Source organism: Streptomyces asoensis (genome assembly GCF_016860545.1).
GTDB classification, from domain to species: Bacteria; Actinomycetota; Actinomycetes; order Streptomycetales; family Streptomycetaceae; genus Streptomyces; species Streptomyces asoensis.
Window position 1 is genome coordinate 951,686 of sequence record NZ_BNEB01000003.1, and the last position, 14,425, is coordinate 966,110.

Below are 14,425 nucleotides of genomic sequence, written 5' to 3' on the forward strand. Positions count from 1 at the left end.
CGGGGCGATCGGGACGACCAGGGGCGCTCAGCCGTGGCGCGCGATGATCTCCCGGGTCCGCTCCTCGTCGAGTTCGTAGACCGTCTCGTGGGCGCGCGGATCGCGGGCGTGCAGGGTGTGGAACATCGGCCCCGTCCCGCCGCCCAGCTCCACCAGGGAGGCGGAAGCGCCCCGCACGGCCCGCTCGGTGCCGGGCGCGGTCGTCAGGTCGATGCGGTTGACGACCCCCGGCGTCACCCACACCGGCACGCCGGCCAGCAGCCCGAAGAGCTGGAGGTGGAAGTGGCCGGTGAGCAGGACGCGCACGTCGCTCCCCCGGACGGCCTCCGCCAGCTCCCCGGGGTCGCGCAGTCCGAAGACCCGCTGGGTGGCCGAGACGTCGAGGGCGATCGGGGGGTGGTGGAAGGCGACGACGGTGCCCCGCTCGGCGGGGGTGCTGAGCACCTCGCGCAGCCAGTCCAGTTGGCGGGCGCCGAGCCGGCCGTGGACCTTGCCGGGCACCAGTGAGTCGAGGGTGACGAACCGCCAGCCGCCGACCGTGCTGACGGCCGCGCGCTCGGCGCCGGCGAGGGTCAGCTCCGCGTCCGGATGCCCGTCGCCCAGCACCTTCGCGAAGGCGGACCGCTCGTCGTGGTTGCCCGTGGTGTAGAAGACGGGCGCGTCCAGGGAGCGCGCGAAGGCACCGACGAGCTCCCGCACGGTCGTGTACGCCTCGACCGAGCCGTCGTCGGCGAGATCGCCGGTGACGACGACCGCGTCCACCTCCCGCTGGTGGCGGAGCGCGTCGAGGAGGAGCCGCAGGGAATCGGTCGCGTCGACGGGGTCGCCCTCGGGGCCGTCGACGCGTCCGATGTGGGTGTCCGAGAGATGCAGGATTCTCATCTCCCGGACACTACCCGCGAGTTGACGCTCAGCTGAGGGTGCGCAGCGCGGCGGCGTCGTAGGGCTTCAGCTCGTCGAGACGGCCGCCGAGGACCTTGGCCGCCCACTCCGGGTCCTGGAGCAGCGCCCGGCCGACGGCCACCATGTCGAACTCGTCGCGCTCCAGCCGGTCGAGGAGGTCGTCGATGCCCTTGACCGGGGAGCCCTCGCCCGCGAAGGCCTTGATGAAGTCGCCGTCGAGGCCGACGGAACCGACCGTGATGGTGGGCTTGCCGGTGAGCTTCTTCGTCCAGCCCGCGAGGTTCAGGTCGGAACCGTCGAACTCGGGGAGCCAGTAGCGGCGGGTCGAGGCGTGGAAGGCGTCGACGCCGGCGGCGGCGAGCGGGGCGAGGACGGCCTCCAGCTCCTCGGGCGTCTCGGCGAGCCGCGCGTCGTAGGCCTCCTGCTTCCACTGCGAGTAGCGGAAGATGATCGGGAACTCGGCCGAGACGGTCTCCCGCACGGCGGCCACGACCTCGGCGGCGAACTTCGCACGGGCCACCGGGTCGCCGCCGTAGGCATCGGTGCGGCGGTTGGTGCCCGCCCACAGGAACTGGTCGAGGAGGTAGCCGTGGGCGCCGTGCAGCTCGACGCCGTCGAAGCCGATCCGCTCGGCGGCGGCCGCGGCCTCGGCGAACGCGCCGATGACGTCGTCCAGGTCGCGCTGGGTCATCGCCTTGCCGGCGCCCTCGGTTCCGTCGACCCGTATGCCGGAGGGCCCGACGGCGGGCGCGTCCGCGAACGGCGGCTCACCCTGGTTGCGCACCATGCCGATGTGCCACAGCTGCGGCACGATCGTCCCGCCGCCCGCGTGCACCGCCTCGGCGACCTTCGCCCAGCCCGCGAGCTGCTCCTCGCCGTGGAATCGCGGCACCCGGTCGCTCTGCCCCGCGGACTCGTGCCCGACGTACGTCCCCTCGGTGACGATGAGACCGACACCTGCGGCGGCCCGGCGGCCGTAGTACGACACGACGTCCTCGCCGGGGACGCCGCCCGGGGAGAACATGCGCGTCATCGGCGCCATCGCGATGCGGTTCGGGACGGTCAGCCCGTTGAGGGAGACCGGCCGGGAGAGGATCTCGGCGGCGCGCGACGGGGCGGGCGGGGTGATGCTCACGTGGGGGACTCCTCGGGACGATGGACCGGTGGGTATGTGCACATGCATTGAGTGCCTCTCCCACTGGAACCCGGCGCCGCACCTGGCCATTCCGCCCCCCGGCGGCAGGAGCCTGTGATCCCGGCCACGCGGCAGTTGCCGGCCCGTGGCCCGGGAAACGCCCGAGGGCGGTACCGCCCGTTTCCGGGAGGTACCGCCCTCGGTCCGAAGGACAGGCGATCGATCGTGAGATCGATCAGAAGTCCATGTCACCGCCCGGCATGCCGCCGCCGGCGGGCGCGGCGGCCTTCTCCGGCTTGTCGGCGATGACGGCCTCGGTGGTCAGGAACAGCGCGGCGATGGACGCGGCGTTCTGCAGGGCGGAACGCGTCACCTTCGCCGGGTCGATGATGCCCTCGGCGATCATGTCGACGTACTCGCCGGTCGCGGCGTTCAGGCCGTGGCCGACCTGGAGGTTGCGGACCTTCTCCACGACGACGCCACCCTCGAGACCACCGTTGACGGCGATCTGCTTCAGCGGGGCCTCGAGCGCGATGCGCACGGCGTTGGCGCCGGTCGCCTCGTCACCCTCGAGCTCCAGCTTCTCGAAGACGGCGGACGCCTGGATGAGTGCGACGCCACCACCGGCGACGATGCCCTCCTCGACGGCGGCCTTCGCGTTGCGGACGGCGTCCTCGATGCGGTGCTTGCGCTCCTTGAGCTCGACCTCGGTGGCGGCACCGGCCTTGATGACCGCGACACCGCCGGCGAGCTTCGCCAGGCGCTCCTGGAGCTTCTCGCGGTCGTAGTCCGAGTCGCTGTTCTCGATCTCGGCGCGGATCTGGTTGACCCGGCCGGCGACCTGGTCCGAGGAGCCGGCACCGTCGACGATGGTCGTCTCGTCCTTGGTGATGACGACCTTGCGGGCCTTGCCGAGCAGGTCGAGGGTCGTGTTCTCGAGCTTGAGACCGACCTCCTCGGAGATGACCTCGCCACCGGTGAGGATGGCGATGTCGTTCAGCATCGCCTTGCGGCGGTCGCCGAAGCCCGGGGCCTTGACCGCGACGGACTTGAAGGTGCCGCGGATCTTGTTGACGACCAGCGTGGACAGGGCCTCGCCCTCGACGTCCTCGGCGATGATCAGCAGCGGCTTGCCGCCCTGCATGACCTTCTCGAGGAGCGGGAGCAGGTCCTTGACGTTGGCGATCTTGGAGTTCGCGATCAGGATGTACGGGTCGTCGAGGACGGCCTCCATACGCTCCATGTCGGTGGCGAAGTACGCCGAGATGTAGCCCTTGTCGAAGCGCATGCCCTCGGTGAGTTCCAGCTCCAGACCGAAGGTCTGGGACTCCTCGACGGTGATGACGCCTTCCTTGCCGACCTTGTCCATCGCCTCGGCGATGAGCTCGCCGATCTGCGTGTCGGCGGCGGAGATGGAGGCCGTGGAGGCGATCTGCTCCTTGGTCTCGACATCCTTGGCCTGCTCGAGCAGGGCACCGGAGACGGCCTCGACGGCCTTCTCGATACCGCGCTTGAGGGCCATCGGGTTGGCGCCGGCGGCTACGTTGCGCAGGCCTTCCTTGACCAGGGCCTGGGCGAGGACGGTCGCGGTGGTCGTACCGTCACCGGCGACGTCGTCCGTCTTCTTGGCGACTTCCTTGACCAGCTCGGCGCCGATCTTCTCGTACGGGTCCTCGAGCTCGATCTCCTTGGCGATGGAGACACCATCGTTGGTGATCGTGGGGGCGCCCCACTTCTTCTCGAGGACGACGTTGCGGCCCTTGGGACCGAGCGTCACCTTCACGGCGTCCGCGAGCTGGTTCATGCCGCGCTCGAGGCCGCGCCGTGCCTCCTCGTCGAACGCGATGATCTTGGCCATGTGAAGTGGTCCTCCCGGACTGGGGTGGATTGCTCCGGACCGCGCTGGCGCCCGCGACGGACGGCTCGCCGGCCTCGTGGTTCCTTGCCCCACCTGGCCTGCGGGCCTCACCGACCCGGTCCTCGTTGTCACTCTCACCTTCAGAGTGCTAACGCCAATGATTAGCACTCGACCCAGGAGAGTGCAAGCGCCTTCGCCGGACCGGGGCCCCCTCGCGGGCGTCCGCGGACCCCCGCGGACAGACCGAAGGGCTCGCACCCCCCAGGAGGTGCGAGCCCTTCGACAGATGCACAGAAGAACGACGCTGTCAGTCGGCGCGTGCTTCAGCCGGTCGCGAGACGGACCATGTCCGCCTGCGGCCCCTTCTGGCCCTGCGAGATCTCGAAATCGACCCGCTGACCCTCTTCCAGGGTGCGGTAGCCGTCCATCTGAATCGCGCTGTAGTGGACGAAAACATCCGCACCACCGTCGACCGCGATGAAGCCGTACCCCTTCTCCGCGTTGAACCACTTGACGGTGCCCTGAGCCATGCCTAACTCCCCTATTACTGGCCCTTGCACAGACCCGCACTTCGCGGATCCGGGTCAGACCTCACCCCCCGGTTGGCTTGGGGGCGTGCGCCGGAACGCGTCGACCGCGGCTGAATGTATCTGTCCAACTGCCGTCTGCAACAGGTCAGTCGGACGAGAATTCCGGACGCGAGGGATCCGGAATGTGGCGAGAATTCGCCTGAATTGAGGGCAAGTCGGGCCCCGCAAAGGCCGCAAAAGCCACGAAAGAGGCGCGCACTTTGGCTGCTTCTTGTCGGGCTGCGGGCAGAAAGAAAAGGCACCGGCTCCGGTGATCGGGACCGGGTTCCCCAACTGTACCGCGCTCAATCACACTGAATTGCCCCCTCCGCTTCTATCGCGGAGAGGGCAATTCGATGAACACTCGGTAATCACTGTTACCGACGGTTACTACCGATGGGTACTGAACGACGGTCAGTCGCCGCCCGCCCCGATCAGCCTCCGGCGACCGCCGGGATGATCGAGACGCCCGCGCCGTCGGGCGTCGCCGTCTCCAGACCCTGCTCGAAGCGGACGTCGTCGTCGTTCACGTACACGTTGACGAACCGCCGCAGCTTGCCCTGGTCGTCCAGGACCCGGGCGCCGATGCCGGTGTGGTTCTTCTCCAGGTCCGAGATGACCTCGCCGAGGGTGGCCCCCTCGGCCTTCACCTCGGCGACGCCGCCCGTGTAGGTGCGGAGGATGGTGGGGATGCGGACGGTGACGCTCATTGCTTTCGACCTCCGGTCGGGCGGAGCGCCCCCGAAGGGGCGCGGGGCTGTCTGGATCGGGTCTCTCAGCCGAGACCCGCGTCCCGGAACGACTCCAGGGTCGGGCGGATGGTCGCCGTCAGGCCGCTGTCGGCCACCGCGTCCAGCGTCTTCAGGCCGTCGCCGGTGTTCAGCACGACGGTGGTGAGCGCCGGGTCGAGGAGTCCGTTCTCGATCAGCTTGCGCGTCACCCCCACCGTCACACCCCCGGCGGTCTCGGCGAAGATGCCCTCGGTCCGGGCCAGCAGCCTGATCGCGTCGACCACCTGCTCGTCGTTCACGTCCTCCACGGCGCCGCCCGTGCGGCGGGCGATGTCCAGGACGTACGGACCGTCCGCGGGATTGCCGATGGCGAGCGACTTGGCGATCGTGTTCGGCTTCTGCGGGCGCACCACGTCGTGGCCGGCCTTGTAGGCGGCGGACACCGGGGAGCAGCCCTCGGCCTGCGCACCGAAGATCTTGTACGGCTTGTCCTCGACCAGGCCCAGCTTGATCAGCTCCTGGAGCCCCTTGTCGATCTTCGTGAGCTGCGAGCCGGAGGCGATCGGCACCACCAGCTGGTCGGGCAGCCGCCAGCCGAGCTGCTCGCAGATCTCGTAGGCCAGGGTCTTGGAGCCCTCGGCGTAGTACGGCCGCAGGTTGACGTTGACGAAGCCCCAGCCCTCGCCCGCCGGGTCGCCGATGAGTTCCGAGCAGAAGCGGTTGACGTCGTCGTAGTTGCCCTCGATGCCGACGAGCTCGCCGCCGTAGATCGCGGCCATGACGACCTTGCCCTGCTCCAGGTCGTGCGGGATGAACACGCAGGACCGGAAACCGGCCCGGGCGGCGGCCGCGCCCACGGCGCCGGCCAGGTTGCCCGTGGAGGAGCAGGACAAGGTGGTGAAGCCGAAGGCGCGGGCGGCCTCGATGGCCTGGGCCACGACGCGGTCCTTGAAGGAGTGCGTCGGGTTGCCGGAGTCGTCCTTCACGAACAGCTTGCCGGCGTCGACGCCCAGTTCGCGGGCGAGGTTGTCGGCCCGCACCAGCTTGGTCCAGCCGGGGTTGATGTTGGGCTTGTCGGCCACGTCCGCCGGGACGGGCAGCAGCGGCGCGTAGCGCCAGATGTTCGCGGGTCCCGCCTCGATGCGCTTGCGGAGCTCCTCCGGGTCGTAGGAGGAGAAGTCGTACGCGATCTCGAGCGGGCCGAAACACTCCTCGCAGGCGAAGACCGGACCGAGGGGCACCCGGTGACCGCACTCGCGGCAGCTCAGCGCGGTGGCCGGACCGAGGTCGGCAGCAGGGATCGTCGTAGAGTCGGTGGTGCTTGCAACAGTCTGCGCAGCCATGTGAGGCGAGGCCCTTTCTCCTCATCTTCCTCACGACGCATCTCGTCGTGAGACGGATTTGGCACCTTCCCGAGCCGGGAGCCCCGCGGAGCGAGCACCGACGTCGTCGGTGGTCGTCACGAGACCGGCTGGAGGGTTGCCGGGGCTTCATCGGGCCGTATCCCTCTGCCCCTCTGGATGAGCGGTATGAAGTTGTGGACGAGGGCGACCTCGGACATGCGATGGTCACCCGCGTTGTTCAAGACTGTAACCGAAGGCCAGGACAGTTGAGATAGTCGTCCGAACCGCGAGATGGATCACACGGTCACCCTGCGTGCGCCCTGTGTGATCACGACAGTGAGGAGCCGCAGACCGTGCTGCCGGAAACCGAGCGCTGGCTCACCACCCGCTCCTGGTCCCTGACCGACCGTCCCCTGCACCGGATCCTGGCCGCCAAGCGCGCCACGAACCAGACGGTGTCCGTCGTCCTGCCCGCGCTGAACGAGGAGGAGACGGTCGGTGACATCGTCGCGGTCATCCGGCACGACCTCATGCACCAGGTCCCCCTAGTCGACGAGATCGTCGTCGTCGACTCCGGCTCCACCGACCGCACGTCCCAGGTGGCCGCGGCGGCCGGCGCGCGGGTCGTCCACCGCGACGACATCCTGCCGCGCATACCGGCCGTGCCCGGCAAGGGCGAGGTCCTGTGGCGCTCGCTGCTGGTCACCACCGGGGACATCGTCTGTTTCGTCGACGCCGACCTGCGGGAGTTCTCCTCCGACTTCGTGTCGGGGATCGTCGGCCCGCTGCTCACCGATCCCGGGGTGGACCTGGTCAAGGCCATGTACGACCGGCCGCTGGGCACCGAGTCGGCCCTCCCCGGCGGCGGCAGGCGGGCCGGCCAGGGCGGACGGGTCACCGAACTGATGGCGCGCCCGCTGCTCAACATGCACTGGCCGCAGCTGGCCGGGTTCGTGCAGCCGCTCGGCGGCGAGTACGCGGCCCGCCGCACTCTGCTGGAGCAGCTGCCCTTCCCCGTCGGCTACGGCGTGGAGCTGGGCATGCTGGTCGACGCCCTGCACCTGGTGGGTCTGGACGCCCTGGCCCAGGTGGACGTCGGGGTGCGCAAGCACCGCCACCAGGACGGCCAGGCGCTGGGCCGGATGGCGGCCGCCATCTACCGCACCGCGCAGCTGCGGCTGGCCCGCGGGCATCTGATCCGCCCGTCCCTCACCCAGTTCGAGCGCAGCGGGGACGGCTTCGAGCCGCGCACCTACTCGGTGGACACCGAGGAACGCCCGCCGATGGCGGAGATCGCGGAGTACGCGACCCGCAAGGTCGCGTGAGCGCGGGACGTGCCGCGCCCGTCGGGGCGGCGCGTCCGGCCGGAAACGGCATAAAATGTCCGGAAGTCGTCATAGCGGTCGAACGCCTCGATATACGGCCGGAAACGACCCGTCCACGCAGTGCGACCGTACGTTTGAGTGTTTACGGACCGGGCTAGGTTGAGGCGTATGGCTTCCACGCACGACACTGCCGCCCGTACCGCCGAGGTGCTGGTCGCGTCCAACCGCGGCCCCGTCTCCTACGAGGTCGGCGAGGACGGCTCGCTGCACGCGAAACGCGGTGGCGGCGGGCTGGTCTCCGGCCTGTCGGCCATCGGGCCCGACGCGGGCGCCCTCTGGGTGTGCTCGGCGCTCTCCGACGGCGACCGGGAGGCGGTCCGGCGCGGGGTGGGCGAGGACGGCGTGCGCATGCTGGCCGTCCCGGCCGACGTGCACGCCGACGCCTACAACGGCATCGCGAACTCCGTGCTGTGGTTCGTGCACCACCTGCTCTACCAGACACCGCTGGAGCCCGCCTTCGACGCGGAGTTCCGCCGTCGATGGGCGTCGTACGAGACCTACAACCGGGCGTTCGCGCAGGCACTGGCGGAGGAGGCCGCGGACGGCGCGGCCGTCCTGGTCCAGGACTACCACCTGTGCCTGGTCCCCGGGATGCTCCGCGAGCTCCGCCCCGACCTGCGGATCGGCCACTTCTCGCACACGCCGTGGGCGCCCGTGGACTACTTCGCGCTGCTGCCCGCGGACATCCGCGAGCAGCTGCTGCACGGCATGCTCGGCGCCGACCGCCTTGGCTTCCTCACCCGCCGCTGGGCGGACGCGTTCGCCGCGTGCTGCACGGAGTTCGCGGGCGGACCGGGCAAGACGCGGATCGGGGTGCACGGTCTGGGCGCCGACGCCGACTTCCTGCGCGAGCGCGCGCACCGGCCGGACGTCGACGAACGGCTGGCGGAGCTCCGCACGGAGATCGGCGAGGGACGCAAGGCGATCGTGCGGGTCGACCGCACCGAGCTGTCGAAGAACATCGTGCGCGGGCTGCTGGCCTACCGGCAGCTCCTCGAGGACCGGCCGCAGTGGCGCGAGCGGGTCGTCCACGTGGCGTTCGCCTACCCCTCGCGCCAGGACCTCGCCGTCTACCGCGACTACATGGCCGAGGTGCAGCGCCTCTCCGAGGAGATCAACGAGCAGTACGGCACCCCGGGCTGGACCCCGGTCCTGCTGAACCTCAAGGACGACTTCGCCCGCTCCCTGGCCGCCTACCGGCTGGCGGACGTGGCCCTGGTGAACCCGATCCGCGACGGCATGAACCTGGTCGCCAAGGAGGTCCCGGTGGTCTCCGAGGAGGGCTGCGCGCTGGTCCTGTCCCGGGAGGCCGGGGCCTACTGGGAGCTGCGCGACGACGCGATCACGGTGAACCCGTACGACATCCTGGAGACCGCCCGCGCCCTGCACGAGGGGCTGAGCATGGAGCCGCAGGAGCGGGCCGAGCGCACGAAGCGGCTGGCGGCCGCGGCGACCGCGCTGCCCCCGGCCAAGTGGTTCCTGGACCAGCTGACCGCCCTGCGGGAGATTCAGCCGGCCTGACCGGCCAGCCACCTCAGCAGCCCGACGACCCCGGCGGGACCGTCGACGACGAGGTCCGCGCGGGCCGCGAGTTCGCCGACCTCGGCGCTGCCGCTGCACACCAGCAGTCCGGGGACGCCGTCCGCGCGGAGCTTCTCCACGGCGGCGAAGGCGGGCAGGTCGCCGAGGTCGTCGCCGGCGTAGAGGACCGAGCGCGCGCCGGTCTCGCGGACGTGCTCCAGCAGGGCGACGCCCTTGTCCATGCCCGGCGGGCGCAGCTCCAGGACCATCCGGCCGGGTTCGACGATCAGGCCGTGCCGGGCGGCGAGTTCGGCGAGGGGCGCCCGCAGGGCCTCGAAGGCGGCCCGGGGGTCGTCGGCGCGGCGGGTGTGGACGGCGACGGCCCGGCCCCCCTTCTCCTCGACCGAGACGCCCGGCCGGTCGCCTGCGGCGGCCAGCACCCGCGGGAGTTCGGCACGGACCGCGGCCACTCCGGGGTGCGGAGCCGGCGCGGTGAGGGCGCCGGTCCGGGCGTCCCAGCGTTCGGCGCCGTAGTGGCCGAGGACGCAGAGGTGCTCCAGCCCTTCGACCCCGGCGAACCCGCCGTGCTGCACGGCGACCTCGGCGGGCCGCCCCGTGACGACGGCCACGGCGGCGACCTTCGGCGCGAGCTCCGCGAGCACGGGAACGGCGTCGGGATGCGGCCGGGCGTCCTTCGGGTCCTCGACGATCGGCGCGAGGGTGCCGTCGAAGTCGAGCGCGACGAGGGCGTCGGACGGCCGGCCGGTGATCGCGTCGAGCGCGTCACGGCCCGCCGCGGTCACCGGAACGGGAGGGGTGGAGGAGCCGGGTTCCGTGGAGTGCGTCTCGTGGGTGCCCATACGCCGACGATAGCCAACGCACGCCCGTGGCCCGCGCTCCCCCCGCCCGCGATCCCCGCCCCACCGCTGCCGCGTGCCGGTCGGCTACTGCCGCTCGCCGCGCCGGGTCTCCCTGACCCGGCGCAGCCGGTTCACCGTGACCGGGTCGTGGGCGAGGGCCCGGGGGTCGTCCAGGAGGGCGTTGAGCAGCTGGTAGTAGCGGACCGGGGACAGGTCCAGCTCCTCGCGTATCGCCCGTTCCTTGGCGCCCGGGCCGGAGAATCCGCGCCCCTCCAGGGCGAGGATCCCCCGCTCGGCCGCGCCGAGCCCCTCGGCGCGTGCCCGTCGCTCCTCGTCCGCGTGCTCCATGCCCGCACGGTAACGCCGGGCACCGACATCGGCCCCGCGGGGTGCGGTGCCCGGCGGCGTCCTCGGCTCAGCCGCCCACGCCGACGTCCAGCGTGGTGGCCGCGGTCTGGAGCTCGCCCAGCACCGCAGCCGGGTCGCCGCCGGGGGCCACGGCCCGGCCGATCTGCTGCTTGATGTCCGCGCTGACCTTCGCCCAGGAGGTCCGTCCGACCGGATAGGTCTCGGAGAGCGGGAGTTCGTCGAGGAAGGGCTTGAGGTCGGCGTCCTGCGGGGCCGCGCCCATGGTCAGGGAGGCCGAGCCGGTCACCGGGAGCAGGTCGTACTCGCGGGAGAAGGCCAGCACGTTCTTCTCGTCGTAGACGAAGTCGAGGAAGTCGCCGACCTCCTCTGCGTGCCCGTTCTGCCGGAAGGCGGTCATCCAGTCGGCGACGCCCATGGAGACCTTGCTCGGGCCCTCCGCGCCCGGCATCGGGACCATGCCGAACTTCACGCCCTTGGCGGCGGCGGCCTTCATCAGCGAGGGGTGCCCGTTGAGCATGCCCACGTCCCCGGCGGCGAACGCGGCGAACGCGGTGGCCCGGTTGAGCTTGCCCGGCGCGACGGGCCCGGTGAGCCCCTTGCCGACGAGGTCGTCCCGCAGCCAGTCGAAGGTCTTGACGTTCTCGGCGGAGTCGAGGCTGTAGGCGCTCGCGGTCTGGGTGTAGCCGCCCCCTCCGCTGAGCATCCACTGGAGGGTCTCGGCCTGCGCCTCCTCGGGCCCGAGGGGCAGCGCGTACGGGTAGGCGACACCGTCGCGCTTCAGCGCCTTCGCGTCCTCGGCCAGTTCGGCCCAGGTGGTCGGCGCCTGGATGCCGGCCTTCGCGAAGAGGGTCTTGTTGTAGAACAGCAGGCGGGTGGAGGAGGCGAACGGCATGCCGTAGCCCACCCCGCGGACCTCGCCCGCGTTCGCGAGCTGGGGCACGAAGTCGGCCTCGACGGGGATGGAGAGCAGATCGCTCACCTTGTAGAGCTTGCCGGCGGCCGCGTAGTCGGCGTAGGAGCCGATCTGGGCCATGTCGGGCGCCTTGCCCGCGTCGACCATCTCCTTGACCTTGGCGTCCACGTCGTTCCACGAGTGGACGGTCACGTCGACGGTGACACCGGGGTGCTTCTTCTCGTACGCCTCGACGAGCCCGTCCCAGTACTTCTGCGAGCTGTTGGCGCCGCTGTCGCCGTAGTCGGCGGCGACGAGTCTCAGCGTGACGTCGTCGGAGCCGCCGGACAGCCCGCAGCCGGTGAGGACCGCGGCCATGCCGAGGGCGGACACCCCCGCGACCGTTCCCGTGATCGTTCCTGACTTCCGTGCCCGGCGCTGCACCGTGGTGCTCCCAACTGATTGCTCATACCAATGGACCGTTATCCGGATCAAGGTCTACACCACTCCTGTGGACTAGACCTCTTTCGGGCCTCCGGGGCGGCACGGTACTCCCCCTGGCCGCGAGTGGACTAGACCTCTCGCGGGTCCTCGGTCCACACTGTCACCGTGAGACATGTCATCGCCCTCGACGTGGGCGGCACCGGGATGAAGGCCGCCCTGGTCGGCGCGGACGGCACACTGCTGCACCAGGACCGCCGGCCGACCGGCCGCGAGCGGGGACCCGACGCGGTCGTCGCCGGCATCCTCGACTTCGCCGCCGACCTGCGCGGACACGGCGTCCAGAGGTACGGCGAACCCGCCGCGGCGGCCGGTGTCGCCGTGCCCGGCATCGTCGACGAGGCGAACGGCGTCGCCGCCTACGCGGCCAACCTGGGCTGGCGGGACGTACCCCTGCGCGCCCTGCTCGCCGACCGCCTCGGCGCTCCCGTCGCCCTCGGGCACGACGTGCGCACCGGCGGCCTCGCCGAGGGCCGGATCGGGGCGGCCCGGGGCGCGGACCGGTTCCTCTTCGTCGCGCTGGGCACCGGCATCGCCGGCGCCATCGGCGTCGACGGCCGGGTCGAGGCGGGCGCCCACGGGTTCGCGGGGGAGATCGGCCACATCGTCGTACGCCCCGGCGGCAGCCCGTGCCCCTGCGGGCAGCAGGGCTGTCTCGAACGGTTCGCGTCGGCGTCCGCCGTGAGCCAGGCCTGGGCGGCCGCCTGCGGGGACCCGGAGGCGGACGCGGCGGACTGCGCGAAAGCCGTCACGTCCGGCGACCCGAACGCCGTCCGGATCTGGCAGGGGGCCGTGGACGCGCTCGCCGACGGCCTGGTCACCGCCCTCACCCTGCTGGACCCCCGCACGCTCGTCATCGGCGGAGGCCTCGCCGAGGCGGGCGCGACACTCTTCACCCCGCTGAGGGACGCGGTCCGCCGGCGGGTGACCTTCCAGAAGCTGCCGGAGATAGTCCCGGCGGCCCTGGGCGACAGCGCGGGCTGCCTGGGCGCGGGCCTCCTGGCCTGGGATCTCCTCAACTCAACCGACGGTACGGAGGTAACACCCTGATGGCCACCCCTCCAGGGGCGCGGGGAACTGCGCGAACAGCCACGACGCATCCGCAGCCCGCGACCGGCGCACGCAGTCGGGTACTCACCGGCGCGAGGGTGGTGCTCCCCACCGGCACGGTCCCCGACGGCCGCGTCACGATCGACGGCACCCGCATCGCGCCGAACGCCCCGCACGGGACCCCCCGGGGCGCCGCGACGGAGCTCGACGCGACGGGCCACTGGCTGGTCCCCGGCTTCGTGGACCTGCACAACCACGGCGGCGGCGGAGCCTCCTTCTCCGGCACCGCCGAGGAGGTGCGCAAGGCCATCCACACCCACCGGCTGCACGGCACCACCACCCTCGTCGCCTCGACCGTGACCGACGAGATGGACGTCCTGGTCCGCCAGGCCGGACTGCTGAGCGAGCTCGCCGAACAGGGCGACCTCGCCGGCATCCACTTCGAGGGCCCCTTCATCTCGCCCTGCCGCAAGGGCGCGCACTCCGAGGGACTGCTGCGCCACCCGGACCCGGCGGACGTGCGCAAGCTGATCGACGCGGCGCGCGGACAGGCCCGCATGGTGACCCTGGCGACGGAACTCCCCGGCGGACTGGACTCCGTACGGCTCCTCGCCGAGCACGGTGTGATCGCCGCCGTCGGCCACACGGACGCGACGTACGAGCAGACGGTTCAGGCCATCGAGGCCGGAGCCACCGTGGCCACGCACCTCTTCAACGCCATGCCGCCCCTCGGCCACCGCGCCCCCGGCCCGATCGCAGCGCTCCTGGAGGACGAGCGGGTCACGGTCGAGCTCATCAACGACGGCACCCACCTGCACCCGGCCGCGCTGGAGCTGGCGTTCCGTCACGCGGGCCCCGGCCGGGTGGCGTTCATCACGGACGCGATGGACGCGGCCGGCATCGGCGACGGCCGCTATCTGCTCGGTCCGCTGGAGGTCGAGGTCAGCGAGGGCGTGGCCCGGCTGGTGGAGGGCGGCTCGATCGCCGGCTCCACCCTCACCCAGGACCGTGCCTTCCAGCGGGCGGTGACGATCGACCGGCTCGCCGTCGAGGACGTGGTGGCCGCCCTGTCCGCCAACCCGGCACGGCTGCTGGGCATCGACGACCGGGTGGGCTCGCTGGAGCCCGGCAAGGACGCCGATCTGGTCCTGCTGGACGAGAACTTCGAGCTCAAGGGCGTGATGCGCAAGGGCGACTGGGTGATCGATCCCCAACTGGCCTGATTTGCCCGCCCCTCGGGGTCACGGTGGCCGACCCGCGCACTGGGCCGGTCGCCGTGTCTTTGGCATGATCAGGCAACCGGAACCA

Annotated in this window: 13 protein-coding genes and 1 riboswitch; of the genes, 4 read left to right on the forward strand and 9 right to left on the reverse strand. The window is 71.4% G+C overall.

Features of this window, described 5'->3' with window-relative positions:
* Window positions 1–27: 27 nt before the first annotated feature.
* The 6 genes from Saso_RS16905 to thrC all read right to left on the reverse strand — a co-directional run bounded on the left by Saso_RS16905 (window position 28) and on the right by thrC (window position 6,539).
* Entirely contained in the window at window positions 28–882 is an 855-nt protein-coding gene (locus Saso_RS16905) for a metallophosphoesterase (protein WP_189921159.1), read from the reverse strand.
* A 28-nt stretch (window positions 883–910) separates the two neighbouring features.
* Entirely contained in the window at window positions 911–2,038 is a 1,128-nt protein-coding gene (locus tag Saso_RS16910) for an NADH:flavin oxidoreductase (RefSeq protein ID WP_189921161.1), read from the reverse strand.
* 235 nt (window positions 2,039–2,273) lie between these two features.
* On the reverse strand, window positions 2,274–3,896 hold the full coding sequence (gene groL / locus Saso_RS16915; RefSeq protein WP_189921163.1) for a chaperonin GroEL: 1,623 nt from the start codon (window positions 3,894–3,896) through the stop codon (window positions 2,274–2,276).
* Between the two features lie 323 nt (window positions 3,897–4,219).
* A complete protein-coding gene (locus Saso_RS16920; protein ID WP_007493268.1) occupies window positions 4,220–4,426 on the reverse strand; it encodes a cold-shock protein in 207 nt (68 codons plus the stop codon).
* Between the two features lie 473 nt (window positions 4,427–4,899).
* On the reverse strand, window positions 4,900–5,175 hold the full coding sequence (locus Saso_RS16925) for a MoaD/ThiS family protein (protein ID WP_189921165.1): 276 nt from the start codon (window positions 5,173–5,175) through the stop codon (window positions 4,900–4,902).
* Window positions 5,176–5,240: 65 nt separating this feature from the next.
* A complete protein-coding gene (thrC, locus tag Saso_RS16930) occupies window positions 5,241–6,539 on the reverse strand; it encodes a threonine synthase (RefSeq protein WP_189921167.1) in 1,299 nt (432 codons plus the stop codon).
* A gap of 18 nt (window positions 6,540–6,557) precedes the next feature.
* Window positions 6,558–6,723, reverse strand: a riboswitch (SAM riboswitch).
* Window positions 6,724–6,892: 169 nt separating this feature from the next.
* On the opposite strand from thrC, the gene Saso_RS16935 reads away from it, so the two are divergent.
* Together Saso_RS16935 and Saso_RS16940 are read left to right on the forward strand one after the other, a co-directional pair.
* A complete protein-coding gene (locus Saso_RS16935) occupies window positions 6,893–7,864 on the forward strand; it encodes a glucosyl-3-phosphoglycerate synthase (protein WP_189921169.1) in 972 nt (323 codons plus the stop codon).
* A gap of 168 nt (window positions 7,865–8,032) precedes the next feature.
* On the forward strand, window positions 8,033–9,445 hold the full coding sequence (locus Saso_RS16940; RefSeq protein ID WP_189921171.1) for an alpha,alpha-trehalose-phosphate synthase (UDP-forming): 1,413 nt from the start codon (window positions 8,033–8,035) through the stop codon (window positions 9,443–9,445).
* Here Saso_RS16940 and otsB read toward each other — a convergent pair.
* From otsB to Saso_RS16955, 3 genes are all read right to left on the reverse strand, one after another.
* The gene (otsB, locus tag Saso_RS16945) at window positions 9,433–10,305 is read right to left on the reverse strand and encodes a trehalose-phosphatase (protein ID WP_189921173.1); all 873 of its coding nucleotides are present in this window, start codon (window positions 10,303–10,305) and stop codon (window positions 9,433–9,435) included. The two genes, Saso_RS16940 and otsB, sit on opposite strands and share 13 nt — an antisense overlap.
* Window positions 10,306–10,389: 84 nt before the next feature.
* Window positions 10,390–10,653, reverse strand: coding sequence for a DUF3263 domain-containing protein (locus Saso_RS16950; RefSeq protein WP_189921175.1), 264 nt, complete (start codon window positions 10,651–10,653; stop codon window positions 10,390–10,392).
* 67 nt (window positions 10,654–10,720) lie between these two features.
* A complete protein-coding gene (locus tag Saso_RS16955; protein ID WP_455567684.1) occupies window positions 10,721–12,010 on the reverse strand; it encodes an ABC transporter substrate-binding protein in 1,290 nt (429 codons plus the stop codon).
* A gap of 165 nt (window positions 12,011–12,175) precedes the next feature.
* Here Saso_RS16955 and Saso_RS16960 point away from each other — a divergent pair, with 165 nt between their 5' ends.
* Window positions 12,176–13,117 (forward strand): ROK family protein, encoded by a 942-nt coding sequence (locus Saso_RS16960; RefSeq protein ID WP_189921177.1) that lies wholly within the window; start codon window positions 12,176–12,178, stop codon window positions 13,115–13,117.
* The gene (nagA, locus tag Saso_RS16965; protein WP_189921179.1) at window positions 13,117–14,340 is read left to right on the forward strand and encodes an N-acetylglucosamine-6-phosphate deacetylase; all 1,224 of its coding nucleotides are present in this window, start codon (window positions 13,117–13,119) and stop codon (window positions 14,338–14,340) included. Before Saso_RS16960 ends, nagA begins: the two co-directional genes overlap by 1 nt.
* Window positions 14,341–14,425: the final 85 nt, after the last annotated feature.